The 26,132-nt window shown below is 60.1% G+C and carries 26 protein-coding genes and 1 pseudogene; 19 read left to right on the top strand and 8 right to left on the bottom strand.

The window, feature by feature from the left end:
* Positions 1-20: 20 nt before the first annotated feature.
* The 4 genes and pseudogenes from R3E77_06760 (at position 21) to R3E77_06745 (ending at position 5,313) form a co-directional block, all read left to right on the top strand.
* Positions 21-1,805 (top strand): glycosyltransferase family 39 protein, encoded by a 1,785-nt coding sequence (locus R3E77_06760; GenBank protein MEZ5499113.1) that lies wholly within the window; start codon positions 21-23, stop codon positions 1,803-1,805.
* An 18-nt stretch (positions 1,806-1,823) separates the two neighbouring features.
* The gene (locus tag R3E77_06755; protein ID MEZ5499112.1) at positions 1,824-3,482 is read left to right on the top strand and encodes a phospholipid carrier-dependent glycosyltransferase; all 1,659 of its coding nucleotides are present in this window, start codon (positions 1,824-1,826) and stop codon (positions 3,480-3,482) included.
* Positions 3,483-3,496: 14 nt separating this feature from the next.
* Positions 3,497-4,153, top strand: a complete 657-nt coding sequence (locus R3E77_06750; GenBank protein MEZ5499111.1) for a glutathione S-transferase family protein — start codon at positions 3,497-3,499, stop codon at positions 4,151-4,153.
* 89 nt (positions 4,154-4,242) lie between these two features.
* Positions 4,243-5,313 (top strand): annotated as a pseudogene (locus R3E77_06745) (IS481 family transposase).
* A gap of 231 nt (positions 5,314-5,544) precedes the next feature.
* On the opposite strand, the gene R3E77_06740 reads toward R3E77_06745, so the two are convergent.
* From R3E77_06740 to R3E77_06730, 3 genes are all read right to left on the bottom strand, one after another.
* Complete coding sequence (locus tag R3E77_06740) at positions 5,545-5,922, bottom strand: hypothetical protein (protein MEZ5499110.1); 378 nt, start codon at positions 5,920-5,922, stop codon at positions 5,545-5,547.
* 62 nt (positions 5,923-5,984) lie between these two features.
* Entirely contained in the window at positions 5,985-6,860 is an 876-nt protein-coding gene (locus tag R3E77_06735; protein MEZ5499109.1) for a DUF6502 family protein, read from the bottom strand.
* Between the two features lie 590 nt (positions 6,861-7,450).
* Positions 7,451-8,350, bottom strand: a complete 900-nt coding sequence (locus tag R3E77_06730; protein MEZ5499108.1) for an adenylate/guanylate cyclase domain-containing protein — start codon at positions 8,348-8,350, stop codon at positions 7,451-7,453.
* 68 nt (positions 8,351-8,418) lie between these two features.
* Between R3E77_06730 and R3E77_06725 the strand changes: the two genes are divergently transcribed.
* The 7 genes from R3E77_06725 to R3E77_06695 all read left to right on the top strand — a co-directional run bounded on the left by R3E77_06725 (position 8,419) and on the right by R3E77_06695 (position 14,584).
* The gene (locus R3E77_06725) at positions 8,419-9,837 is read left to right on the top strand and encodes a M20/M25/M40 family metallo-hydrolase (GenBank protein MEZ5499107.1); all 1,419 of its coding nucleotides are present in this window, start codon (positions 8,419-8,421) and stop codon (positions 9,835-9,837) included.
* Positions 9,838-9,969: 132 nt separating this feature from the next.
* The gene (locus R3E77_06720) at positions 9,970-10,659 is read left to right on the top strand and encodes a class D sortase (GenBank protein ID MEZ5499106.1); all 690 of its coding nucleotides are present in this window, start codon (positions 9,970-9,972) and stop codon (positions 10,657-10,659) included.
* A gap of 2 nt (positions 10,660-10,661) precedes the next feature.
* Positions 10,662-11,291, top strand: coding sequence for a hypothetical protein (locus R3E77_06715; protein ID MEZ5499105.1), 630 nt, complete (start codon positions 10,662-10,664; stop codon positions 11,289-11,291).
* Between the two features lie 56 nt (positions 11,292-11,347).
* A complete protein-coding gene (locus tag R3E77_06710; protein MEZ5499104.1) occupies positions 11,348-11,710 on the top strand; it encodes a PRC-barrel domain-containing protein in 363 nt (120 codons plus the stop codon).
* A 324-nt stretch (positions 11,711-12,034) separates the two neighbouring features.
* A complete protein-coding gene (locus tag R3E77_06705; GenBank protein ID MEZ5499103.1) occupies positions 12,035-13,258 on the top strand; it encodes a cation:proton antiporter in 1,224 nt (407 codons plus the stop codon).
* A 120-nt stretch (positions 13,259-13,378) separates the two neighbouring features.
* Positions 13,379-13,603: a hypothetical protein gene (locus tag R3E77_06700; protein MEZ5499102.1), complete on the top strand. Its 225-nt coding sequence runs from the start codon at positions 13,379-13,381 to the stop codon at positions 13,601-13,603.
* A gap of 3 nt (positions 13,604-13,606) precedes the next feature.
* Entirely contained in the window at positions 13,607-14,584 is a 978-nt protein-coding gene (locus R3E77_06695; protein ID MEZ5499101.1) for a mechanosensitive ion channel family protein, read from the top strand.
* An 8-nt stretch (positions 14,585-14,592) separates the two neighbouring features.
* Here the strand turns inward: R3E77_06695 and R3E77_06690 are convergent, their stop codons facing one another.
* Positions 14,593-15,480, bottom strand: coding sequence for an OmpA family protein (locus R3E77_06690; GenBank protein MEZ5499100.1), 888 nt, complete (start codon positions 15,478-15,480; stop codon positions 14,593-14,595).
* Positions 15,481-15,499: 19 nt separating this feature from the next.
* Positions 15,500-15,877: a DUF4398 domain-containing protein gene (locus tag R3E77_06685; protein MEZ5499099.1), complete on the bottom strand. Its 378-nt coding sequence runs from the start codon at positions 15,875-15,877 to the stop codon at positions 15,500-15,502.
* A gap of 624 nt (positions 15,878-16,501) precedes the next feature.
* Between R3E77_06685 and R3E77_06680 the strand changes: the two genes are divergently transcribed.
* From R3E77_06680 to R3E77_06670, 3 genes are all read left to right on the top strand, one after another.
* Positions 16,502-16,780, top strand: a complete 279-nt coding sequence (locus R3E77_06680; GenBank protein MEZ5499098.1) for a type II toxin-antitoxin system Phd/YefM family antitoxin — start codon at positions 16,502-16,504, stop codon at positions 16,778-16,780.
* Positions 16,780-17,106 (top strand): type II toxin-antitoxin system RelE/ParE family toxin, encoded by a 327-nt coding sequence (locus R3E77_06675; GenBank protein ID MEZ5499097.1) that lies wholly within the window; start codon positions 16,780-16,782, stop codon positions 17,104-17,106. The genes R3E77_06680 and R3E77_06675 overlap by 1 nt, the downstream gene beginning before the upstream one ends.
* Before the next feature lie 531 nt (positions 17,107-17,637).
* Positions 17,638-18,354 carry a DNRLRE domain-containing protein gene (locus tag R3E77_06670; GenBank protein ID MEZ5499096.1) on the top strand — a complete coding sequence of 239 codons (717 nt, stop codon included), beginning with the start codon at positions 17,638-17,640 and terminating at the stop codon, positions 18,352-18,354.
* A 211-nt stretch (positions 18,355-18,565) separates the two neighbouring features.
* Here R3E77_06670 and R3E77_06665 read toward each other — a convergent pair whose 3' ends face one another.
* Positions 18,566-19,492 carry a LysR substrate-binding domain-containing protein gene (locus R3E77_06665; GenBank protein ID MEZ5499095.1) on the bottom strand — a complete coding sequence of 309 codons (927 nt, stop codon included), beginning with the start codon at positions 19,490-19,492 and terminating at the stop codon, positions 18,566-18,568.
* A 376-nt stretch (positions 19,493-19,868) separates the two neighbouring features.
* Between R3E77_06665 and R3E77_06660 the strand changes: the two genes are divergently transcribed.
* The 4 genes from R3E77_06660 to R3E77_06645 all read left to right on the top strand — a co-directional run bounded on the left by R3E77_06660 (position 19,869) and on the right by R3E77_06645 (position 23,428).
* Positions 19,869-20,456 carry a 2-hydroxychromene-2-carboxylate isomerase gene (locus R3E77_06660; GenBank protein MEZ5499094.1) on the top strand — a complete coding sequence of 196 codons (588 nt, stop codon included), beginning with the start codon at positions 19,869-19,871 and terminating at the stop codon, positions 20,454-20,456.
* A gap of 88 nt (positions 20,457-20,544) precedes the next feature.
* Positions 20,545-20,916: a cupin domain-containing protein gene (locus R3E77_06655; protein ID MEZ5499093.1), complete on the top strand. Its 372-nt coding sequence runs from the start codon at positions 20,545-20,547 to the stop codon at positions 20,914-20,916.
* Positions 20,917-21,827: 911 nt separating this feature from the next.
* On the top strand, positions 21,828-22,601 hold the full coding sequence (locus R3E77_06650) for a hypothetical protein (GenBank protein ID MEZ5499092.1): 774 nt from the start codon (positions 21,828-21,830) through the stop codon (positions 22,599-22,601).
* A 26-nt stretch (positions 22,602-22,627) separates the two neighbouring features.
* Complete coding sequence (locus R3E77_06645) at positions 22,628-23,428, top strand: hypothetical protein (GenBank protein MEZ5499091.1); 801 nt, start codon at positions 22,628-22,630, stop codon at positions 23,426-23,428.
* 98 nt (positions 23,429-23,526) lie between these two features.
* Here the strand turns inward: R3E77_06645 and R3E77_06640 are convergent, their stop codons facing one another.
* Together R3E77_06640 and R3E77_06635 are read right to left on the bottom strand one after the other, a co-directional pair.
* Positions 23,527-24,246 (bottom strand): hypothetical protein, encoded by a 720-nt coding sequence (locus R3E77_06640; protein MEZ5499090.1) that lies wholly within the window; start codon positions 24,244-24,246, stop codon positions 23,527-23,529.
* A 188-nt stretch (positions 24,247-24,434) separates the two neighbouring features.
* Complete coding sequence (locus R3E77_06635) at positions 24,435-25,337, bottom strand: LysR family transcriptional regulator (protein ID MEZ5499089.1); 903 nt, start codon at positions 25,335-25,337, stop codon at positions 24,435-24,437.
* A 54-nt stretch (positions 25,338-25,391) separates the two neighbouring features.
* Here R3E77_06635 and R3E77_06630 point away from each other — a divergent pair, with 54 nt between their 5' ends.
* Positions 25,392-25,976 (top strand): hypothetical protein, encoded by a 585-nt coding sequence (locus tag R3E77_06630; GenBank protein MEZ5499088.1) that lies wholly within the window; start codon positions 25,392-25,394, stop codon positions 25,974-25,976.
* The last annotated feature ends 156 nt before the right edge of the window (positions 25,977-26,132 follow it).

The raw sequence follows: 26,132 nt of genomic DNA, 5'->3' as shown, positions 1-26,132 counted from the left end.
CGGCGACGGATTTGCGCGCCATGACCGTCCAAGACGTCAGCATAATGCAAAACGCACCATCCCCAAGCCTGCGCGGCTGGCCGCTGCTCGTGCTGCTCATCCTGCTGCCCCTGTGGGCCGGCGGCATTGCCGGGCGCAACTTCTGGACGCCCGACGAGCCGCGCGAGGCAGACATCGCCTGGCAGATGAGCCAGCAGGCGGACCGGGCCGTACCGCAGCTCGCGCAGCGCGCATTCCTCGAAAAACCGCCGCTCAGCTACTGGCTGTCGGCGCTGTCGATACAGGCACTGGGCACCTCGGCGTTCACGACACGCTTGCCGAATTTTCTCTATGCGCTCATCTCGACGCTGGCGGTCGGCTGGCTCGCCTGCTCGATGGCGGGCAAGCGCGCGGCGCTCGTCGCGGCGCTCGCTTTCGGTTCGTCGTTTCTGGTCTATCGCACGCTGATCTGGCTTGCGCCCGATGCGGCCTTGCTCGCCGGCGTCAGCGTCGCCCTGCTCGGCGCCTGGCGCGGCGTGAATGCGCCTGCGGGCCGCGCCAAACTCGGCTGGTACAGCCTGATGCACCTCGGGTCGGCCGTGGGCTTCATGGCCAAGAGTGCGCCCGGATGGCTGGTACCTGCGCTCGCGCTCGTTTGTTATCTGGCCTGGGAGCGGCGCTGGCGCGAGCTGCTGCGCTACGAGCTCTATGCCGGGCTCGCGCTGCAAGCGGCGATCATCGGACCGTGGGTCTGGGCACTTGCCGCGAGCGCTCAAGGCGCGGATTCCTTGCGCGCCTTCCTTTGGTACAACACCGTCGGTCGCTTCATGGCGGTCGATGCGCCCGCGGGACTGCAGTACACCCAGGGCCATCGCAACCACTTCGGCAAGTACTTCATCGAACTCGGCATCTACGCCTTGCCGTGGACCTTGCTCTTGCTAGCCTCGCTCCGTCGCGCCTTCACGCAAACACGCGAGGCGAATGAGCGGCGCAGCGCCTGGCGCTTCGCAGTGGCGGTGACCTTGCCATGGTTGATACTGTTGTCGTTCGCGGCCACGGCCCGCGACATCTACGCGGCACCCGCCTTTGTCGGCGCGGCGGTGCTGATCGCGTTGTGGTATCGCGACCAGCGCGCGATGCCGTCGTCATCGCTGTGGCCGGCCCGCGGCACGCTGTACATCGTGGGTTTCATCGTTTGCCTGTTCAGTATCCTGTTGTTGCTCCTCGGTGCGGCCGATGCCATGGCCGACGAAGAGTACGGCGCGCTGCTCTCGGCGTCGGTTGCGGTGCTGGCGGGCGGATTGTATTGGCTTTATCGCGCGCAACAGTCGCTCGATCAGGCGCAGCTCGGGCGCAGCCTCGCGTTGTTGTTTGCCGTGTACGGTGTGACGCTCGTCGTCGGCGGCAACCTGCTGATCGAAAGGCTCAACCCCTGGTACGACCTGCCACAATTGGCAAAGCGCATCGATCAGGATGTCAAAGGTCATCCCTTCGCGCTGTTGCAGCCGGACGAGACGACCATCGCGATGCTCGATTTCAATCAGGCCACGCCTTCGCAGCTGCTCGAGGGGCCGGCCGATGCGGCGCTCGCCCAGGCCGAGCGGTGGTTCGCCGACCGCGGACCACAGGCCCTGTTGCTGGTCAAGCTCCCGGGCCGGGCGCAGGGCGAAGTCACGCGCCTGCTGGGCGAAGCCGACATCGCGCTCGGGCAGCCGGACGATGGGCTCGCCAACACGCTGGTCTCGGCGCGCGTCGCACGCATCGCACAGCGCTATGAAATTCCTCACGGCCGTCGTTACGCACTGCTCGCGCCGCCCGCACCCTGAGCCGGGTCAGCGGCCATCATGAGCCGCGAATTCTTCGCGCAGCGGCTGCGCCGCCATGGCTGGTGGCTCGCGCTCCTTGTGTTGTGGTGCGCCACCATGGCGTGGCGGCCGCTCCTCGATCCCGACGAAGCGCGCTATGCGCGAATTCCCCAGGAGATGATCGAGAGCGGTGACTGGGTCACGCCGCACCTGAACGGTCTCAAATACTTCGAGAAACCACCGCTGCAGTACTGGGCGACCGCCGCTCTATATAAGGTGTTTGGCGTGCATGAGTGGACGGCCCGACTGTGGGGATGCGCGCTCGGGTTTGCCTGCCTGCCCCTGCTCTATGGCTTTGCGCGGCGCATCGGCTGGCCGCGCGAGCGGGCGCAGGTGGCGGTGGCGCTCCTCGCGATCAATCCGCTGTATCTCGTCGTGGGTCAAATCACGCTCCTCGATCAAGGATTTACGTTCTTTTGTGTAGCGACCCTGTTCGCACTCGTGCTCGGCCAAGGCGCACCGCCCGGCAGTCGCGCCGAGCGACACTGGATGCTGGCAGGCTGGCTGACCCTGGCGCTCGCGGTACTGAGCAAGGGCCTCGTGGCTCCGCTCCTCTTGGCCCTGACCTTGTCGGGTTATTGCCTCATGCAGCGCGATCTGTCGGTACTAAAACGGCTTCATGCCCTGCCCGGCCTGGCGCTGCTTCTGATCGTGACGTTGCCGTGGTTCATCGCCGTGCAGCGCGCCAATCCCGATTTCGCCTGGTTCTTCTTCGTGCACGAGCACTACGCGCGATTCACCACCAATGTGCATCATCGCACCGGCGCCTGGTGGTATTTCCTGGCGATCACGAGCTTCGCCTTGCTGCCGTGGCTGCCACGTCTGCCCGGCGCGCTGCGTCGCGCCCTGAGGGCGCCCGCGCCGGCGCAGGGCTTGCATGTCGAGCGGCTGCTGTGGATCTGGTGCGTTACGGTGCTGGTTTTTTTCTCGATCTCGCACTCAAAGCTCCCGCCCTATGTGCTGCCCATCATGCCGCCGCTCGCCCTGTTGCTGGCGGGCGATCTCGAACAGGTGCAAACAAGCTGGCGCCGGGTGGGCGCCGTCACGCTGGCGGTGGTGTTGGCGCTCGCCGCCGGCCTGGCGTTCTACGGCTGGCATAGCCAGGGCGAGCTCGATGCGCCCCTGCGAACAGCGCTCGCGCTCGCCGCGCTGATCGCCGGCCTTGGACTCGTGTGGATCGCACGCGCACCGCAAACGACAGCCGCCGCCCTGCATTGGCTCGCGATTGGCGGCGTGGCCATGGTCTGTTACCAGGCGCTGCTCATCGCCTACAACGGCTTGCCGCAGTCGCCCGGCAGCAAGCCATTCGCCGTTGCCGTCGGGGATTTTGTCGATGCGCGCACCCAGGTATTCACGGTGGGCCAGTACCGGCATGGCGTCAATTACTACCTCGATCGCAACCAGCGCGTGTTCGAATACGATGGCGAGCTGGCGTTCGGGCTCGCGCAACGGGGTCTCAGCCGCGCGCGGTGCTCGCTCGCGGCGTTTCGCGATGCCTGGCGGCGCGCCGACGACGCCATCGCCATCGTGGACCGTGAGTGGCTGCCCCTGGTGCGGATGAGCGGCGTGCATGGCACGATCGTTGCGGCGGACGCGCGCAGCGTGGCGCTGCGCCGTGATACGACCCGCGTGGATTAGCGTATGCTTGGGCCATGATGCAGCTGATAGGCCAGTACGACAGCCCCTTCGTGCGCCGCGTGGCGGTTGCCCTCAAGCACTACGGACTGGCGTTCGATCATCTGCCCTGGTCGGTATTTGGCGATGCCGAGCGGATCCGCCAATACAACCCGCTCACCCGGGTGCCCGCGCTGGTGTTGGAAGACGGCGCCGTCATCATCGAAAGCGCAGCCATCATCGACTGGCTCGATGAGCTGGTCCCCGCCGAGCGCGCGCTGATGGCGCGCACCGGTGTGGCCCGCCGCGCAGCGCTCAAGGTCTGCGCCCTGTCGACCGGTCTTGCCGACAAGGCCGTGAGCCTGGTGTACGAGTCCGTCATCCACCAACGGGATACCGCCCTGTGGCAGGAGCGATGCCGCGCGCAGATCAAAGGTGCTCTCGAAGAACTCACGCGCTGGCGCGAGCGCTCCTCGGCCCCTTGGTTGCTCGGCAGTCGCCTCGGCCATGGTGATATCGCGATGGGTTGCGCGTTGCGATTTGTCAGCGAAGCGTTGCCCGAGGTGCTCAAGTTGAGCGATTGGCCGGCCCTCGCAAGACACAGTGCGCAGTGCGAGGCGTTGGTGGAGTTTCGGGAGGCCTATCAGGCATTCAGGGTGGTGACGGGCGAATCGGCGCAGGCAGCAAACGGCTAGTCGTCCGCTGTCATACAAGTTCTCACCTGCACTAGCTACGACTTGATCTGACATCGTCATGTCGCATGAGAATGCGAAAGGGAAGTCAGATGACGAACGAACAGAAGATCATTCGGAACAAGGTGGGATTGCTGAAGCTGGCGCAGACGCTAGGCAGCGTGTCCGAGGCCTGCAAGGTGATGGGCTTCAGCCGCGATAGTTTCTATCGCTTCAAGGAGCTGCATGACTCTGGCGGCGAAGCCGCGCTGGTCAAGCTGTCGCGGAAGAAACCGAATCTGCGCAATCGAGTCGACCCGGCGATCGAAGCCGCAGTGGTGGCTTTTGCCCTCGAACAACCGGCTTTTGGCCAAGTACGTGTGTCCAACGAGCTACGCAAGCGAGGGCACTTCGTGTCGCCTGCGGGGGTTCGGACGATTTGGCTGCGCAACGACCTCGAGAAGTTCGACAAGCGCCTGAAGGCGTTGTCGGCGAAGGTGGCGCAGGATGGTTTGATCCTCACCGAGGACCAGGTGTGAGCGCTGGAGAAGGCGCGAGAAGAGAAGACCGCGCACGGGGAAATCGAGACTGAGCACCCTGACTATCTCGGCGCGCAGGACACCTATTACGTGGGCACGCTGAAAGGCGTTTGGCGGATTTAACAGCAGACCTCCATCGATACGTACAGCAAGGTGGCGATGGTGAAGCTCTACGATCGCAAGCATGCGATCACGGCCGAGGACATGCTGAACGATCGCGTGCTGCCGTTCTTCGAGGAACATGGGGTGCCGCTGCTGCGTATCCTGACCAACCGCGGGAGCGAGTTCTGCGGCAATCGCGAGACGCACGACTACGTGCTGTACCTGGACCTCGAGAACATCGAACACTCGCGCACGAAGGTGAAGAGCCCGCAGACCAACGGGATCTGCGAGCGCTTCCACGTGACGATGAAGAACGAGTTCTACGCGAGCGCGTTCCGGCGCAAACTGTACCGCACGATCGAGCAGCTGCAGGTCGACGTGGATGCCTGGGTTGAGAGCTACAATGTCGAGCGCACGCACTCGGGCAAGTATTGCTTCGGCAAGACGCCGATACGGACCTTCCTCGATAGCAAGAAGCAGTCGGACGAGAAACAGCTGGATCGGGCAAATCGGACAGCTGCGGAGAACCAAGTCGCCGCGTAAGCGGCACGTCCGTCAGATCGAGTCGTAGTTAGGACATCTGAATCAGTTTGATGATTTAAAAACCCAATAACAGCAACGCTGTGTCGTTGCGTAATGCAAACGAATTTGTGCGCCAGCATCGAAAGTCGATTTCTTCTGGAAAAAGAAAATCCGCCAGCGCGATCGCTTTACGACCGCGCCGGTAGATCAGTCGCCAACAGGCAATTGGCCGGCTTGTTGCGGCCGTGTTGTCTAGTTAACGCCTGTCTCGACGAAGCCTGCAACGCCTGTCTCGACGAAGCCTGCAACGCCTGTCTCGACGAAGCCTGCAACGCCTGTCTCGACGAAGCCTGCAACGCCTGTCTCGACGAAGCCTGCAACGCCTGTCTCTACGAAGCCTGCAACGCCTGTCTCGACGAAGCCTGCAACGCCTGTCTCGACGAAGCCTGCAACGCCTGTCTCAACGAAGCCTGCAACGCCTGTCTCGACGAAGCCTGCCAATGGGCTTGCAGTTACAGCGCCAACCTCAGACACAACATTCAGATCAACTTGATCGGCGCCGTCAGCAAATGCAAACGGCGTGACAAGCAACCCGACTACAGCTGACGCAACGATAGTCTTAAAAGCCATGATAGCAATTCCCCTTTCCCTTCGATCCATACATCCCTTCAATCCAAGCTTACTTCCTACCGTCAAGTGCCTTGCACCGACTGAAGTGAACCGTCTTCGGAACGCGACAGAAATACACTGACGGTGTAATGTGCCGTGGAGCTCGTGACGCTGCAGTCAGCATCTGCATGCTTAACAAACCAATCATCGACACTTCGTAGCAACTCCATAGCACGTTCACTAACAAAACCTGAAACCTCTGGCTCACGCCGTACTTCTATGGGATGGTCTGTCTTCACGCTTTTCTCTGTGAATTTCGACACCTTAAGAACTGACGCATTTGAATTCCGCCGGAACGTCCTCAGCAGTCCGCTGACTTGCTGGCCGATATATGCAACCGCGGCTGAATCGTACTCTCGCGGCTTGAACGCGCGCGATAGTGCGCGCACCGTCTTCTCCTCAATAATCTGAACGACACCTGACGCTACCAATCTCTGCAGCATCTCGGATGACGAGCGTTTCGGCGAAGCGACGCGTACAAGATCGGCAAAGCACGGCCTACCCGGCCTACCAACGATATCTAGTTCGCGCGGCATCGCTCCAAAAGGAATGCAAAACTGGTCGTCGGTATGCCAAACATTCAAAATCGTCGCCAAATCGTGCACCAACATTGGATCCGCATGATCTTCAAATTCGCGACTCTCAAATGCAGAAGCGACTTCAGCACGAGTCAGCTCACTGAGCAATGCCACTCGAGACGTCGTCGGGCTCATACCTTTATCTGACAGCAATTGCGATGCAGAACGTACATAGCACTTAATAAGAGCTTGTTTGACCGCATTTGCACCGAGACCACCGCGCATTAGAAAATCAACAAGCGGATCGAGGATGCTCTCCGCCGTAGCTAGTAAGTCTTGGCGAGCAGAAGATTGCCGCGCCAATGTGTCCGCAGTGGCCATGCCTACCGGTCAATCTTTCTGTACGCCATTTGTGAATTTAGTCACGTTTTCCGCATTATGGCAAGTCCTTGATGCGTCTAGGAAAACCCCCGGATTACGTTAATGGGTATCGGCCCACTCCCTGGAGTACTAGTTAAGGCGAAATATGCCGCGGCTCCACAAGTAGAGCCGATCCATTAGAAGCCTTTTGTTGCGCAGATACTACATGCAAAGCACGGCGAATATCTTATGTAAATAATTGTTTTCACTAAGTCCAAGTCGCGCCCTGCCGAAAAACAGGTGGCATCAAATGCCCCCTCCCAAAGGATGAGCATTAGTGCGCAGTCGCGAGTGCATTGGGACTGGCTATCGAATCGATTCTCAAGATTTGTACTTTTTGAGGGGTGTACGGCAATACCGGGGTCATATTGCGGCGCAACAAACTAAGCTTGTAGCCAGATGGCTACGCGACTAGGAGGATCGCTCGATACGCACCAGTGACGCCGAACCTTCAGCGACTTTGTCAGGCGTGCGTTAGCAATCAGACAAAGTTAAAGACCACGTAGGTATGCTCTGTCGACGCTAGCAACCGGGCTAGCGGCCGAATTTCCCTACTCGCAACTAAACCGAATCGTCAGCGGCGAGTCCATCTCCGGCACCTTGCCGAGCCCGATCATGCCCTCGCCCCGGATCTGCATGCTGTCGCGGCGCACGAAAGACTCTTCTCCGCCCTTCATCTGCACGAAGGTGCCGTTGGTCGATTGATCGACCAGCACGAACTTGCTGCGGCTCAGCTCGATGCGCGCATGCAACCGCGAGATGAGGTTGCCCTTGACAACGAGGTCATTCTCTTCGGCCCGGCCGATGACCACGCTCGGACGGCGTTCATCGAGCACGATCTCTGCGCCCTGGAACTTCAAGCGCAATCGCCCGATGACATTGGTGTTTCGCGGGCTCATCGCAATGGAGGGCAGCATGTTGGTCACGTCTTCGGTCTGCCACAACACCTCGTACAACGACACCTCGTTGCCCTGCCCGCGCAAGGTGGCGACATCGATCTGGCGCACTGCCGCGCGCCAGTCGGGTGAGAGCTGATCGACCATCTCGGCGGTGGTCATGATCTGCCCGGCCTTGGCCTGGCTCGTCATGCGGTTGGCCGTGTGCACCGTGGCGCCGAACACATCGCGGCTCTCGAGCACCACCGGCCCGTAGTGCGCGCCGATGCGGATGGCCACCGCATGGCCGTCCACCTTGAGCATGGAGTGGCTCTCGATCTGCTGCTGCATCTGCGAGGCGGCATTCAGGGCATCGTCCGCCGTGGGGAAGGTCGACATGACCTCATCGCCCATGGTCTTGATGACCGTGCCGGCATGCTGCTCGGTGGCGGTACGCATGATGTCGATGCAGGTCGAGATCATGTTGCGGGCACGCTGATCCCCGAGGGATTCGAACAGGCGCGTCGAACCCACCACATCTGCAAACAGGATCGCAAGCTCAATATCCTTCGACATGGGCCCTACAATTATATGCGACCGCTACAATATGCGGGAATCTGCGTTACCAACCCACTGGACCACCGATGAACCACGTTTTGCGCAAGATCTGCGCCCCTTTCCTGGCGCTGCTGTCGCTATCTGCCGTCAGCACGGCCGCTACCCGCCCCGATGAGGCCGGCACGGCGGCGGCGCTCGCCAAAGCCGCGTTGAATTCCGATCTGGCCTACGACCTCGTGAGCTCGCTCACGACCGAGGTAGGGCCGCGCCTCGCGGGCAGCCCCGGCGATGCCGCGGCCGTGGCGTGGGCCGAAGCGCAGTTGCGTCGCCTGCCGTTCGACGCCGTGTCCACCATGGAAGTGATCGTGCCGCACTGGAGCCGCGGCACGGCGAGCGCGACCTTGCTCGGATCGCCCGATCGACCCTTGGCCGTCGTCGCACTGGGCGGCAGCATCGGCACGCCCGATGAAGGTGTTGTCGCCGAGGTCGTCGATGTCGGCAACCTCGAGCAGCTCGCTGCCCAGCCCCCGGGCTCGCTCGCCGGCAAGATCGCCTACATCGGTGAGCGCACCGAACGCACGCGCAATGGCCAGGGCTACGGACGCGCGGTTCGCAATCGCGCCGCCGGCCCGAGTGCGGCCGCGGCCGCCGGCGCCTCGGCGCTGGTGATTCGCTCGGTCGGCACCGACAACAACCGCCTCGCGCATACCGGCGCACTGCAATACACGATCACACAGCCGCGCATTCCCGCGGCGGCGATTTCCAATCCCGACGCCGATCTGCTCGAGCGGCGGCTCGCCCGCGGCCAGGGCGTGCGCATGAAGCTCATGCTGACCGCGCGCGATCTGCCGCAGTCACGCTCGGCGAATGTCATTGCGGATGTCAAAGGCCGCGACAGCGACGAGTTCGTTCTGATCGGCGCGCATCTCGATTCCTGGGATCTCGGCAGCGGCGCCATCGATGACGGCGCGGGCGTGGCGATTGCGGTGGCGGCGGCCAAACTGATCGCCGACCTGCCCGTGCGGCCGCGCCGGGGCATCCGCGTGGTGCTCTTTGCGAACGAGGAATTCGGGCTCTCCGGCGCCAACACCTACGCCGACAAATCCGCCGACAGCCTCGCCCGTCACGCGCTCGCCATGGAAGCCGACTTCGGCGCAGGGCCCGTGTACGAGGTGAATTCGAGCGTGCCCGGCGAGAGCTGGCCGATGGTGCAGCGCATTGCGCAGTGGCTCAAGCCGCAGGGCGTTGCGCTCGGCAAGAACGAAACCCACGGCGGTGCCGACATCGGCCCGCTGCACCGCGCGGGCGTGCCGCTATTGTCCATGCAGCTCGATGGCACGAACTATTTCGACATCCACCACACCGCCAACGACACCCTCGACAAGATCGATCCGGCTGCGCTGCGCCAGGCCGTGGCCGCCCACGCCGTCGCTCTTTATATAGCGGCGAACTGGCCGAAGCCGATCGGCAGGATCGCGACGGAGGCGGAGAAGGCGGTCAGGTAGCGCGAGTTACCGACGCTCGAAAACTGCCCGTCCCGATGGCCTGTCAGCCATCGGATCATTCCTACGCCAGAGTCAAAGCTGCTCTGGCTGAAGTCATTCGCTGCAGCCGCGAAGATGATCTCCATGAGGTTGGTGGAGAGAATTCTTTGGGCCGCCGCGCTGGCCTGCTGGCTGCCATTCCTGAGTGCAGTGGCGGCGCGAGCATGGTTCGATGCTGACAGCATCGCGCAACTCGCGGCCAAGAACCCCGAGCGGTCCGAGCCGGGCGTAGTCATCCACGAGTTTGGTAAACGCAAGGCGTCACCAGTGACCCACGAGGACTGGTCCGCACAACGGCTGAGTGCGTTCCGTGAGTACGTCGCTTCAGCAGTTCCACAGCCTGTCGCTACCCTCGAATTTCTTGCGAGGGATGCGAGGATTCCTGTCTTTCGTGGCGTATCCGAACTGACGATGACCATCGGTGCAGGACACCTGCCCGACAGCGCAGCGCTCGACGGATCGGGCAATGTCGCGCTGACGGCACATCGTGATGGAGCGTTTCGGCGTCTTCGCAAGATTGAAGCGGGCGAGTTGCTCGCCTTGCGCGTCGGCACGTTGGTACGCATCTACAAGGTGCGCGAACATCGCGTCGTCGAGCCGACCGACTTGTCGGTTCTGACAAATACCATCGAACCCACACTGACATTGATCACCTGCTACCCATTCTGGTTCGTTGGCAAAGCGCCGCGGCGTTTCATCATACAGGCAGACCTTATTCGGGAGGCGCAAGCGAACGAATCGTACGGTGTCCACTTGACAACCCATCTCACTGGAGGAATTTGATCATGAAACATCTTTTTTGCTTTGCCGCGATAGCGATGTCTCTCGCGGCTACGCCAAGTTTTGCCATCGATCCAGATGAAGTTCGTGGAGAAGTGATCGAGGTGAGTGCCGATAAGCGCGAACTCGTAATTCGTGTACTTGATGCTGGCGAGAATCGTGACGCGCGGGCGGGTCAGACTGAAACCTATTACGTTCCTGCTGGAACAGACGTTGATTTCGACATTGATCAGACTATCTATAGGCTAGGGAGCAGCGGCGGCAACGAATTAAGCGATATCTCCACCGGCGACACGGTCGTGCTGCATTTTACAAAGACAAACGATCGCCTCCAGGCCACGCGAATGCGTACGGAGAATCCAAAAAATACAGTACTTCGTAAGCGGGTAATCAAGCAAGGCGCAGTCGTTTTCCGTCGCCCGGCAATCAATCCAGACCCGGCGATCTATGGTTCGAATGCGACTGGACCAGGCAATGGGTCCATGACGCGTGACTCGTCGTCCGACCAGGCACCTACACAAATGGCGCGAAATCGCCTGCCCGACTCCGCGTCGTTCCTGCCGCTGATCGGATTGCTCGGGTTCGGATTCGCCGGCACGGCGGGATGGTTGCATCGCAATCGTACACGCAAATGATCACCAGGCGCTGCCGATTTACCAATCAACACTTACGACACCAATAGGAGAAACGAATGACGACAGTCAAAGGACATACATCGGCGATTCGGGCAAAAACCGTACTCGGCACTGATGTCAAGAATGGAACCGGCAAGAAACTGGGAACAATCGAAGACATCATCCTCGACAAACAGACGAACAACATCATGTTTGCCGTGGTCGGCTTTGGCGGCTTCCTCAGTATGGGCGAAAAGTATCACCCACTGCCCTGGTCGGGCCTCGACTATGACCCTGACGAGAGCGCATATGTCATCAACTACACTGAGGAACAATTGAAAGCTGCTCCGGCAGGTTCGATCGACGAACTGACGGGGCACGACGGTCTCGGCTATCGCGATCGCGTCTACCAGTACTACAAAGCCCCGCGCTACTGGTAGTCGCAGTCCAGTGTCCCCCTGCGAGCCGCCGACCAGCGTTCGTCGCCAGCCAGGATTCCGGGCGGCCGCAGGTGGGATCTAGCCACCTGGAGTCAGGTGTATTACTGATTTGAAATGTTGGTGCAGCGATCCCGTTAGGTCTGTATGTAATCAAGGTGAGCGAGCTCAATTCCCTGGTCGCGCAGGTCCTGAATTCTTTTCAAAGCAGACTGCCTACACGTCCCGGCGAAACGTAGCGCGTTGAAGCGTGAGTTCTCCGCAGTTTGCGGGGCCCAATTCTCATAACAAACTCCGTTCCAGGCCGCAAGGAGTCGATCACGGTCGATGGAACTACTCTACATATTACTGGTTCTGCTTGTGGTAACCCGCGTTTGCGGTGAAATTGCCGAACGCGCCAACCAACCGGCACTTGCTGGTGAGCTCATCGCCGGCATCGCATTGGGCATTGTTGTCGCACAAAACGCTTCTTCTTTTCCCGTTCTTGCCGAGCTATCCGGCAACGAAGTGTTCACGGCAATTACTGATTTGGCGATCTTCTTTCTGATGCTCAACGCAGGCGTCGAACTCAAGCCTCGGCAACTTGCCGCGAGCAGCCGCAGCGCATTACTCGTAGCCATCGGGGGCTTTGTGGTGCCACTTACGGCAGGCTTCGCGCTCGGCTGGATTCTGCTGCCCACCTCGTCATTGAGACTTGTTCAGTCCTTGTTCATAGGTACGGCACTCGCCATTACCGCGGTACCGGTGGCTGTCAAAGTCTTGATGGATCTCGGAAAGCTCAATTCCAAGCCCGGGCAAATGATCGTATCGGCGGCACTTTTCGACGATGTATTAAGTCTTGTTCTCCTGGCGGTGCTGCTCGCCGTGATTCGCACCGGCGAGCTGCCGAGCACGTTCGAAGTACTAACGATCATCGGAAACGTGGCCGCCTTTTTCGCGATTACGATCGGAATCGGGCTATTTGCCATACCGAGAATTGGTCATCTGCTGGGCAAAGCAACGGTCGCTGAGTTCGAATTCAGCGCATTGCTAGTCTACGCCCTCGGCTATGCATTCCTGGCCGAGCGATTTGGATTGCATTTCATCGTCGGAGCATTTGTCGCAGGTTTATTCTTCAACAGGACGACCGTCGACAACAATTTCTATGAGGGGGTCAAAGCCAGGGTTTCCGGTATCACGAGCGGTTTCCTCGCTCCGGTATTCTTTGCCTCCATCGGCCTGCACCTCGATATTGCGGCGCTCTCACAGGTTCCCGCCTTTCTCGCACTTCTGGTCATCGTTGCATTAGCCGGCAAATTACTGGGCTCGGGTGGCGTCGCCTATTGGCTTGGAATGGGCGCACGCAATTCAACCGCCATTGGCATCGCCATGAGCGGTCGAGGTGCCGTGGAACTCGTCATTGCTGACATCGCGCTGCGCGGCGGTGTTTTCCAACTTCCCGTGCCACCGCCGCCGATTGTCGCGAATCTGTTCTCTGCGGTCGTGATTGTGGCTGTCATCACGACGTTGTTTACCCCTATCGCGCTGCGGTGGATCCTTGCCAAAGATTGACCGCGACGCCCACGGCCCGATGGAAAAATTGGCCACTATCGCTGCATGTAAGACGTCTCCGACGCTAGTACGGGCAATTTGCTGATCGCGCGGCGTCGCACTTGCATCTACGTTCAGATCATGATCAAGCCAATTACTTCGCTCAATCCCGGCGTCATCGCGGTCGCGGTATTTGTCAGCGCTTGCGAACCCTCGGTCGAAGCCGCTGCTCAAATCGATGCCGAATTTCGTACCGACATGAACAAGTGCAACGCCCTGGTTGGCACGGCGCGGGGGTATTGCGCCAAGCGAGCTGCCATGGAATACCGCGAGCGCCACAATGGTGCCAATCCACCGGACCTGTGAGCGGTGCGCAGCGAGGTCAACAGTGCGGCGGTGCAAGACGGCTTTGCACTTGCTCGGCAGACGGCGGACGCTTGGGTAGAGGCATTCTTCGGTCGCTTGCCTGCACTGATCGCGGCAGGATTCACTTTCGCTGTTTTTGTATTGCTTGCCTTTGCGATCCGAATTGTTTTCCGTACCTACCTTCGACGACGTGAACGCGCTGATCTGGCTGTCGTTCTGAGTGGGCTTGGTTTTTGGGTCACTCTTGTTCTCGGTCTAATGCTGGCGCTCACGATAGTCTTGCCGACGCTCAGCATGGGTGATCTCGTAGCCAGTCTGGGCATCGGTTCGATTGCGGTCGGCTTCGCATTCAAGGACATTTTGCAAAATTGGCTGGCTGGGCTGTTGATATTGTTGCGGCGGCCCTTTCGTCACGGTGACCAAGTCGAGATTGGCGAGCTGCGCGGCACAGTCCGGGCCATCGATACCCGGGCGACACATCTGAGAACCTTCGACGGCACGTTGGTTCTAGTTCCGAATACAGACGTCTATTCGAATTCGATTCGCATCCTGACAGCGTTCGAATCTCGTCGCGTCCAACTTGATCTGACCGTTGGCTACGAATACGACGTAAACTGGGTGACTCAACTGGTTCGAGATGCTGTGACGACTGTGCCGGGGGTATTGGCAAAGCCCGAGCCGCAGGTGGTGGCATGGGAACTCGGTGCTACGTCGCTCGCCATTCGCATACGCTGGTGGATCGCACCGCAACGTTCCCATGAATTCGTAACCCGCGCTGGCATCGTGCAGGCGATTCGCAATAGCTTCGCGCATAATGACATTGATCCGACTGACCCGCAGCTGATTTTCTACCGGCGAGTTCACGCCGCCTCACCGGTCACCCCCGACACCGTACCTGCGGCGCAACCGCCGCCGGTATCAAAGGACGACCCAGAAGCGCAACAAGCCACATCGTGGGACGCCATTCTGTCGGATGGTTGACGACTACCTTAGCGAGAGACTTTGCGCGTAGATTCGGCAAACTGTCCCGTCTCGTCCGAGAAGACAATCTCGACGCGGCGATTTTGCTGCTGACCCGCGCGCGTGGAATTGTTGGCGACCGGGTAGCCTTCCCCCAATCCAACCGTTTCGATGCGACCGCCATTGACGCCCATCGCCACAAGTCGATCGCGAACGGATTCGGCCCGACGTTGTGACAGCGCCGTATTGTACGCCTCGGAACCACGACTGTCGGCGTGACCCTCGATGACAACCCGAGACTCCTCGCTGCCAGCCAGAAATTCCGCGACCCGTTGCAGGATACGGTCGCCACCAGGCTTGAGCGTTGCCGATCCCGTGTCGAACAGGACATCCTGCAACGTCAGGACCATACCACGCTCCGTCTTGTAGGCCTCGAGCTCGGCAATCTGCTGCTGGGCGCGGTCTAGTTCGCTCTGGACCTGTTGCGCTTCTGCGGCGCGCAGAGCCGCGAGTGCCTGTGCCTGCGTCGTTTCGCGCTCGCGAGCGCGAAGCAGGACTCGATCGCGCTCGCCTTGTGCCTGCTCAATTTCGCGTTGGGCTTGCGCCGCAAGCAGTCTTGATTGCGCGATTTCCGCTCGACGCTCGGCGAGATAGGACAGGTGAACCACCTCGTCCAATGGTTTGCGGTCATCCGCAGCGCGGCGCGCACGGGCGAGCATGTCCTGGGCCTCTTCGAGTTCCTTGCCAGCGAGTTGAGCCGCTTGCGGTGTCGCAGCCACCTCGGCCACGGCCCGTTGAGCCCGTTCCAGTTCCACGATGTTGCGCGGCTGCGATGCACAGCTCGCCAGCAAGGCTAGCGACAACGCCGTCAACGCGCCGAAGCGCTTCGCGATGTTCAAGCTGACGTCGACTATCATTTGGGTATCCTCCGTTTGCCTAGCGAGTGCCGTTGCGTTTGGTTTCACTTCGGAGCGTGTCGATCGATTCGCGCAACTCCGCGGCAGCGTGCTGCGCTTTAACTTGTTCCGTCCTGACGAGCGCAAGGCGCGCGTCGACAACCGCCTTCTGCGCTGCTTGCCGGCCCTGTTGCTCATCGCCATTCTGAGCGGCCGTTTCCGCCTTCTGGTAGTTCGCCCGCGCGCTGCCCAGTGCGTCCGCCGCACTTTCGGCAGCACCAGACGCTTCCGCCTGTTGGATGAGCGTGCGCGCTTCAGCACGCTCGGCCGTCGCGATCGGTCCGCGCGATGCGCAGCCTGCAATCAGCACCGCGGTGGCACTCACCGCCATCAACGTAATCGTGTGTCCTAAAACCATGATGTCGCTCCGTTCACAGTGATCGATCGGGAAATGCCGGGTTTGCCAAACAAGTGTGCCGCCTGTGCACGCTACAATCTGGCGGACTCATCACCATAGACGCGTAGGAGGACCCTTACCCAGCTCGCGAGGCTTACGACGCCAACGGAAATATGACCAACCGGGCGGGTACCACGATTACCTGGTTCGCGAGTAATCTGCCGAAGGCCATCACCAAGGACGCCAACAATACATCAACGTTCCAATACACACTGGCCTGGTCCCACTGTCGTTGACACCGAGTTAAGAGCGATGATGCTCAACGAGGTGCAAGCCCGCGGCGGAAGCGGTGTATGACCGGGCGAAGAGTCAGGCCAAGGCCACGCTCGATGCCGAGCGTGCACGCAGCGACCGGGTGCAGAAGCTCGACAACTGATGCCAGGCTTGCATGAGGCGCGCCAGGCCGCGGGGCCTGGCGTCACATCAGGTTAGGACAGTTGACATCAAACCAGGGCCGAACAAGGCGGACGGTCACGGCGAGTGAGGGTCGTCCGTTGCTGCCGCCCACTGCAGCGCCGGCCGCACCCATTTTCCTGATTGTGCGGCGCTCTTGTCACTGGTCCGATAATGGACTATATTTGGTCCATGCGATATTCAACACAGATCAAGCCTATAAGCTATCTCAAAGCCAACGCTGCAGAGATTCTCGAAGTGCTTGCTGATCAGCGCCGGCCGCTGGTAATCACGCAAAACGGCGAGGCCAAAGCCGTCCTGCAAGATGTGGTTTCCTACGAGCAAACCCAGGAGACCCTGGCACTGCTGAAAATTCTGGCGCTTGGCAACCAACAACTCGCGCAGGGGCACGTCAAGCGGTTCGCTGATGTCGCCAAGCGGGTTCGCGCCGAGATCGCAGCGGATGACTGATGGCGTTTGAGGTCGTCATCACGGATGATGCGGAACGCGACCTCGAAGATATCGTCATCTACATTGCTCAGCACGACTCGCCTCGCAGCGCCGACCACGTCCTGAATCGCGTCCTCGACGCAGCGAACAGCCTTTCGGTCGAACCGACTCGAGGCTCGGTGCCAAAGGAACTGCGCGAGCTGGGCGTACTAGAGTTCCGGCAGCTTTTCTTCCGACCATATCGTCTGATTTATCGAGTCGTCGACGAGCGGGTCGTCATTTATCTGATCGCCGATGGCCGACGAGACATGCAGACCGTACTTGCAAAACGGATGCTTGGTCACTAACGACCCCTGGCTGCCGCTCATGAGCGTCCGCTCTCGGGGCTCCGGACGTGTCGCCGATTCGTCGATTGAAAGGGTCAAACCAGGCGGTGACGGCCCTTGCCCAAAAGAATTTGGCCAATTGTGGAGTTCGGATCGATCGACACTGTCAGGGCTACCACGGCCAAATGAACCGAACAGAATGGGGTATTGGGACTTGTTACCCGATGGGCCCGACCTCGTGTGATCTCGCCACCATCGATGGCATCACCCGCAAGGGCTCCACCGAGCACGAGATGCTGGACAACATCGGGCTCGGTACCTGGTCATGGCGTCGTCTCCAGCGACTAAAATTCGGTTTGCACTAGCGCAGCGTGGGATGCCGCAGGGAACATTCACTGACAGGTTTATGGCTACCTGCCGACAGGCACTTCTGAACCAGATGCGATTCCGTTTCACCTTCCGGGAGCTGAGCCGATTGACCGGCCGATTCTGTATGCCTAAGTGACGGAGCGCTTCGCTCCCTCATCATTGGCAATACGAGGATCTGCAACCGTGAAGCTTATCAGACACGTTCGTAAACCATTTGCTGCGACGCCGCATGGTCTTGTCTTTGGCATGGCATGTACCTTTGCGACCTTGTCGCCGCATGCGCAGCTTGCCCACGCGAGAGAGGCGCCCGTCGACATACCGACGGTTCAAGTCCCGCATGAGGTCAGCCTGGTGGCCGCAGGCGATGCCGATGTGCAAGGCGGCGCACCTGATCAGAACTACGGCGACGACACCGTTATACACATCGGCAATCCAGACAAGAGCGTATTCGTGTACTTCGATCTAGCCGCGATTCCCGCCGGCGCGACGATCACCGATGCGCGTCTGGTCATGAACGTTGTGGGGTCCGGCAACGGGCCGAACGTCGTCAAACTCGGTGCCGTTCGCGGTGTGTGGAGGGAATCGGAAGTGACCTACGCGAATCAGCCGGAGGTCGCGTGGAGCAACAAGACCCGCACCATCTCGGCTGCCGGACCCGTGCACTGGAACGTGAAGGGGCCAGTTGAGAAGTGGGTCTCTGGGCAACACCGCAATCGGGGTTTCGCTATCCGCGCTGTCGAGAATGCACCAATTTGGGCGTTTCGATCGCGTGAAGGCGCGCCGGCGGAGCAGCGCCCGACGCTATTGGTCGCATATACGACCAGTGGTGCCGAGTATGAGCCGCCGCCAGCCGCAACCAAGCGCGGAGCCAACAAGAAGGCGACGCTTGATAACGACTAGCGACCAACGGTAAGCGGCGGGGCCGATCAGACGGCTCCGTCGCGCCCACCCTGAGGCGTCGCCCCAACCGTCGCCGCCGCGGTCATCGCCGCCGATGCTCGCGATGTTGGTGTTCTTTGGTCTCGTGATTGCGGTTCTGGATGTCCAGCATCTGTTCTTCGCGGTTGGGGTTGGCCCGGTTTGTGAACATCAACTGTCCGTAAAGACCAGGTCAACCCCGCGCCCCCGCAACAACGACGCGCTTTTGCCAATCGCTAAGGAGTCGCGCGGCAAAATCGGCGAACACTCGAACCTTGACGCTGTTCTGGTTCGACCGCGGATAGACAACGCTGAGCGGTGCGCCGGCGCTGGAGTATTCACCCAGCAATTCGATCAGGCGCCCTTCGCTGAGGAGGCGCATGACAAGCAGATCGACGGTTTGCACGATGCCAACACCTTCGAGTGCGGCGACGATGGGCGCTTCGGCCGTGTCGACGGTGAGGCGGAATCCCAACTTGAGTCGCCTGACCGTTTGCCCTGTGGTGAAACGCCACGGGCTGGCACGTTGCCTCGCACCCGACTTGTAGCCGATCAGACGATGATCATGAAGGTCGTCTGGTGTGCGAGGGGCGCCGAAGCGGGCGAGATACTGCGGCGCTGCGCAGGTGATGAGCCGCGAGGTGGCAACCCGGCGCGCGATCAGCCGTGCCTGCGGGCTGACACCGGCTCGCAGCGCGACGTCGACGCCCTCGGCTTCGAGATCGACGTAACGATCATTGAGGCTCACGTCCAACGCGAGATCAGGGTACCGCTCTGTGAAGGCTGGTAGCGCGGGCAGCAACAGGTAGCGCCCGAAAGAATGCGGGACGTCGACACGAAGTCGACCGCTTGGGCGTTCGCGGGCGCCCTTCAGCGAAGCATCAGCGGCGTCGATTTCGGCGAGAATGCGGCGGCATTTGTCGTGATACTCGGCGCCCTCGGGAGTCAGCGAAACGCGCCGGGTTGTACGATGCAACAGCCGCACACCCAAATGACGCTCGAGTTGGGCTACCAGCGTGCTGGTCATCGCACGCGACGAGTCGATCGCATCCGCCGCGCGCGAGAATGAGGCGAATTCGCCCACGCGAACAAATGCCCGCATCGCCCGCAATTGATCCATTTTCCTATTATATAGAAATAGCGAACAAAGAATCCATTTTTGTCTTGTTTATCCGCCGATCCGCCGCCGTTAGTCTGGGCGCAGGAGGACCGAATCATGTTTATCTTTCCCCGCTCGCTCGCGAGCGTGCTCGTGCCGATCTTGTTGCTGTTGGTCCTAGTGGGTCTCTTGAACACATGGGAAGACGACCCGGCTTCACCGCCCTGTGCGGGGAATATCGCAACGGTTGAGTGCCGCGATGTTGCAGCCGACCGCAATTGTTGGATGACATTGTGTAGTTGCCCCGACAGACCGCACCATGGTTAGCGGAGTGGGTTACGCGAAGGGTGTGGCGTATGCTGCATTGGGGGACGTCAATTTAGACAGAGCGCACAGCGTGAACATCGAATTCTGGTTTGAATTTGGCAGCACCTACTCCTACCCCGCCGCGATGCGCATAGAGGCGCTCGCGGCAGAACGGGGCCTTTTGGTCACGTGGCGAGCCTTTTTACTCGGCCCGATTTTCCGCGAACAGGGTTGGCGTGACTCGCCGTTCAATCTCTACCCGGCCAAGGGGCGCTACATGTGGCGAGACCTCGAGCGCACATGCGAACATCAAGGTATCCCGTTCCGCCGCCCAACGGTGTTCCCTCGTAGCGGTTTACTGGCAGCCAGGATTGCCTGCCGCTACAGCCAGGCCGAATGGCTCCCTGAGTTTGTTCGCAACATCTACCGCGCGAACTTCGCCGAAGACCTCGACATATCACTGCCCGAGACCGTAGCTGACTGCCTAATTGCGTTGGGGCAGGATCCAGAACCAATCCTGAACGAGACTCAGACGCCGGACGCCAAGACCCTCCTTCGCACGCAGACGGAAGAGGCTTCCCGTCGGGCTATTTTCGGTGCTCCATCTTTCCTGGTCGGGAGCGAGCTCTTCTGGGGTAACGATCGGCTCGAAGAGGCCTTGTCGTGGGCAGTGACATGAATCGAAGAACCGCGCGATCGGTGATTGCATTTGGAACGGCGTCCGCGCCATCGTATGGATTCGATCGTGCCAATAATGGAGCAACCCCATGGCGAATCTAGAACCAGTCGACGTCAGTCGCTTCGCCCTGGATATTCACCGAGATTTAACAGTCTCGGCCCGAACACGAAAAAGCGGCCCGCCGGAGCGAATCGACGGCATGACCGTAGGTTTCGTCTCGGTGACGGGAGATGCGCCTCACAACGGCGAGGTCCATCCCGATGGCGACGAAATACTGTACGTAATTTCGGGCAGATTGCGTGTAATCGGTGAATCTGACCCGGCAGCCAGCCTCGATCTGGGCCCGGGTGACGCATGCATCGTTCGGCAAGGTGAATGGCATCGAATTCAGATGATTGAACCATCTCTCCTGCTGCACATAACTCCCGGTCCACGCGGTGACTATCGGCCACGGAAATAGTGCGATCGCAAATGAGCTCTGAGTCCGCACCTACATCGCCACCAATTACAGGCAATGCCTGAAGAGCCGACGGCCCGAAAACCACGCGAGCTTCGATAGCGCTTTGTGATCAGACCGGCTCGTGAAACCAATGACGGTGTGGCAGGCACCTTGGGCAGGACAGAATGTCTCAACAGACGCGTGACACCCACGGAGGCTGGGTAGACATGGCACTGTTTTCCGTCAGGAATTTTCTGGTTATGGTTGACGACGCCGAACGCACGCTCCGGGTCAATTACGGCAGTAAGTTCACCGCGTGACGGAACGGCCGATTGCGCTCCTGACCGCGATATCGCCCCACACGATGAATGGAATCCATACCCAGTTGGTCAATACGATCAAAATAACCAAACGTATTTGATGAGTGCTGCCTTGCATGCGACGTCTCGGCTGACCTCCCAGAAGAGACAGCCAAACATGAAAACGAAGCATTGCCACAGTCGAATGATCGACGGGTAGCGAGGTTCCAACCCCCCGAATGCCAATGCTGCCGCTGTCGGATCAAGTATGCCCGGTAATGAGACAACCCAATTGATCAACGCATTAGTGGCGAATAGCCACCGCACATTTCGGAGGACGACAGGTGTGTTCATTCTTTGGCCCTCGGTTCGTCACTGTCCCACCATGAGCGACTGCATGTAACTCGCCTGCACTCAAGTGCCAACTCGGCAAACACGGCCATTTCGCCGCCGCGCGGCGTAGTTGTGGGCTAACCCGCCGAGCCTGGGGACCAATTACTGTCGTTCTTTACATGAATACGATTATCGGATTGGATTGATCACACTTGGCGCCCAAACGTTACGGAGTTCGTCGCACAACGGTCGAGACCTGATTGTATGCAGCCTCGGCCGTTGCCGCACAGGAGAAACAGTATGATCGACCGCCGCAGGCTGGTGCTGGGCACAGCACTCCTTGCGATCGCCATGGGCGGTGCAGCATCGGCGCAGGCCGGAAAAGTTGTCTCATCGGAAGACCTGATCCAAGCTGCGCTGGCTCGTCCAAGCCGTCCTGCCGACGATCATGTCCTCGATACCGTGCGCCACCCGACGGAAGTGCTCGCCTTTGCTCAAGTGCGCCCGGGTGAATATGTCGTCGATTTGGGTCCCGGTACAGGTTATTACACGCGGCTATTTTCGAATATTGTCGGCCCCACGGGACACGTCTATGCGGTCACCGATGCGCACGGCCGCCCGGCAAGCGCGGAGCAGGGGCCAATCTATCAACTCGAACGCGATCCTGAATTTTCAAACGTGGACGTTCTCTCCGAAGGATGGGCGTTCCGGCGACGCCACCCGCTCGATCTCATCTTCGTCAGCCAGATCTATCACGATTTTCATGTCACCTCATTGCAGGTCAATCCACATTCAATGGTCGCTTTGTTCTTCCGATCGCTGCGGCCGGGCGGCGCGCTGGTGATCATCGATCATTCCGCGCCCGAAGACCCCGATCAGGATACAATTCCCAATCGACTTCATCGCATCGATCCGGCCATCGTCCGCCGGGAAGTGGAAGCAGCAGGCTTTCGCCTGGAGGCCGAATCCGAAGCGCTTCGCAACCCCAGCGATTCCCGCACTGTTAATGTATTCGACCCCAGCATCCGATTCCGAACCGATCAATTCATGCTGCGCTTTCGAAAGCCCGACTGACCTGTGCACGCTAGAGAAACTCGATCATGCCGCGCAAGACATTCCACAGCCTGGCGCACGCTGTCTTTGCAGCGACCATGATATTTCTGGGTGCGACCAGCCTGATCCAAGGCGACCTCGCGCCGATCTGGATCGGCGCTGCGACGGACACGCCGCGTCACGGGGCGCTGGTCTATTTATCCGGCGGTTTCGCGCTGGCGGGCGGTCTGGGATTGCTTTGGCGGCAGACTGCCTCCCATGCAGCGCGGTTGCTGCTCGCATTTCTGCTGTTCTGGCTCGTTGCCTTCAAGGCCCCGTTTATCCTCCGCGCGCCGCTGCAGGAGGTTTCCTACCAGAGCTTTGCGATGACTTCGGTTATCGTGGCCGGCGCCTGGGTTCTATACGCGCAGCTCGCAACGGGCTGGGAACGTCGCCGGGTGTCGTTCGTGACAGGCGAAAGCGGCGTGCGCATCGCCAGGCTTCTATATGGCCTGTCGCTGCTTGCCTTCGGTCTCTCGCATTTCTTTTACCTCAACATGACCGCACCGCTCGTCCCGTCCTGGCTGGGTTGGCAGGTAGGCTGGGCCTATTTCACGGGCTGCACGTATTTGGTGGCGGGCGTTGCGATTCTCGTTCGCGTGATGGATCGGTTGGCGGCCGTTCTATCGGCAATACAGATGGGTTTGTTTTTGCCGCTGGTCTGGCTGCCCATCGCGATCGCCGGCCAATTAAGCGCGTTTCAGAGAATCGAAACGGTCGACACTTGGGTGCTGGCTGTGAGCGCTTGGGTGGTTGCGGAGTCCTATCGCGGTGCCGACTGGGGTATCGATGCTCTGAGACATTCCTGAGGCCGCGGATCGCTGCACGGAAATTGTGCAACCTTGCGCCGAACCCGCGTCAGGGCGGATGAACTCCGAGCCGGATCCGATCGGGCGATCCGGCGGCCTCAGGGTGAGGTCGCGAGCCGTTTGCTCCAGTCGACGGGCTCGTTGCGCGAGCCTTTCTCCCAGTCCATGGTCTTGGTCGAGAATTGTGGCAGGCCCATCAGCGAGGTGAGCCGCTTCGGCAGCGGCGCGACAGCCTCCGCGATCGTGCCGTAGGTGTGCGGCACGGCGACCCGGGGTTTGGCGCCCGGGTCCATCGCGATCAGGACGCTCGTATCTGCAATGCGCTGCACGACGTGCTGGTTCAGCAGGTCCTTGATTTTGCCGAGCGTGTTGAGTCCCGGGACGTCGTCCGCCTGGACCGATGTAAAGAAGCGCTCGGAAAAAGTCACTTCGTTCGAATTCCGGGCCAGGGCCCAGTCGATCGTCGCCACGATCGCGCCGTCGTTGTTGCTGTGCGCGACATAGTAGCTCGTGTAGAGCACATGCAGGTCGAGTGTACCGGTATCGGCCGACGGCCAGTTCACACGCTGCAGAGTCGAGGCAAGCGACTTGCGCACATCGGCGATCTCGCCGTCGTCGAGCCTGCCGAGGTGGAAGGTGCCGACGGAGTCGACTTCACTACCGCCTTTCATTGCCTCGATGGTCTTCAGCTCGACACGATGGCGAAGCTGGCCCTGCTCCGGCATGGCAACATCGAGCGTAAAGGATTTGGTGCCTCCAAGCGTGCCACCACAGGCCTGCAAGCAGGCCAGTGCAAGCACGACGGTCAGTGTGCGCATCGCGGTGTCCTCCCCATTCTGGTTGCCGATCTTATTGCATTCGGTGACAACGCGCCCAGTGCGTGATCGTTCAGATCGAGGGCGTGCATGCCCCAAGCTGCCTTGACGACACGTAACGCACCGCACTGCAGATTGTCCTGCTTGCTGCGTTGCCCACTCACAATTCGACCGACCCTGTGATCCGCATTCTAACCATGCGCAAACTGCTCTTTGATCCAATGCACGAAATGCGGCTCGCGACGGTTTCCTTCCCATAATAACCAGTAGCTCTCCGCGCGATCGACTGTTTGACTGAATGGAGCGAAAAGTACACCTTGCTGGCACAGGTCGGCATACATGACTGGCGACAGCAATGCAGCGCCTATGCCTTGCACGGCCGCCTGTGCTTCGAGTTCATAGGTGGCAAAGCGTGTGGCGACAAACCTAGGAACCACGCAAGGATGACCGCTGCATTGAAACCAGGCCGACCACCGTGAATCCGGCACCAAGGGCGTGCGCAACAGGTCGTCGATCGCGAATGCGCGCCGATTGCCGAGCAGGCGCGGACTGATTAATGGCGTGGCCCGATCCGCGCATAGACGGACGGCCGCCATTCCCGCTGTTGGCGACGCCATGAAACGGATTGCAACATCGAACGTGCCGGGTGGCGCGAATACGGTGGAAGCGTCCACAACAAGCGGATTCGCATCTGGCAACCCATGGTATGTCGCCAGCCGTGGCAGCAACCACCGGGCCGCAAACGTTGGCGCACAGGTGACTCTCAAAGGCATTCGGTCCATCCGACAGTCGTCGATGGCTGCGCGCAATTCGCCAATCGCGACCTCGACCTTCGAGGCCATGGAGCGAGCGCGATCCGTGGGTATGAGCTGCGGACCTCGCCGCCGGAATAGGATCACTCCCAGGTCTTTTTCAAGTTGGCGCATGCGCTGGCTGACGGCGGCCGGTGATAGTCCCAGCGCGTCAGCCGCCTTGGTGAAGTTGCTTGTGCGCACGCACAGGGCAAGCACGCGCAGCGCATCAAAAGGTGGTAAACGCGATCGCATCGCGCATTTAAAGCGTAACCTTGTATCACCGTCAAATCTTTGTGTCATCGCCGATGCGGGTACGACCTAGACTTGCTGTCGCTGCAATTTGCCGGAGTCACAATGAAAAGCATTGGTTCGCTCGCATTACCGACTGTCGCGCTGTTGCTCGCGACCAACGCGATTTACGCGAATGCTGCGGATCTACCCATCAAGGCGCAGCCCAATGTCCGCGATGGGTCCCACGATTTTGATTTTGAGCTCGGCGAATGGACCATTCACCTCAGGCGCTTGATGCACCCTTTGACTGGCTCCAGCGAGTGGGTCCAGTTCGATGGCAAATCCAAGACACGTCGTGTCTGGGATGGTGCAGCCCAGATCGAGGAATTCAATGTTGGCGGCCCGAGCGGACCCATAGTCGGCCTGACTTTGCGCCTCTACAATCCCGCGACCCGCCAGTGGAGTCTCTACTGGGCCAACCAGCAACAAGGTGCAATCGGCGGGCCCGCGAATGTTGGTCAATTCAGCGATGGAGTCGGCGAATTCTTCGCACAAGACACGTATCAGGGGCGCACGATTCTGATTCGTTACCAGTGGACACAAACTGACACAGAGCACCCTCACTTCGAACAGGCGTTTTCCGACGACGGCGGCAAGACCTGGGAGGTCAATTGGATTACAGATCAGGTACGTTTGCCGACGCGCTAGCCGAGACGCTGTAGTTCTTGCCAGCTGGTAGCTTGGGACAAAACAATGCGGAATCAAGTTTACATTGACCGCTGGCGCCGAACGCGACCGCGAGCAATTTCAAGGTCGACTTGAAATAAACGTCGACTATTATTGCTTTGATGCCACGACCAGGCC

This window comes from Steroidobacteraceae bacterium (genome assembly GCA_041395505.1).
GTDB lineage: Bacteria > Pseudomonadota > Gammaproteobacteria > Steroidobacterales > Steroidobacteraceae > JAWLAG01.
Note: the sequence above shows the minus strand (reverse complement) of the source record. Positions and strands in the feature narration are given on the sequence as shown.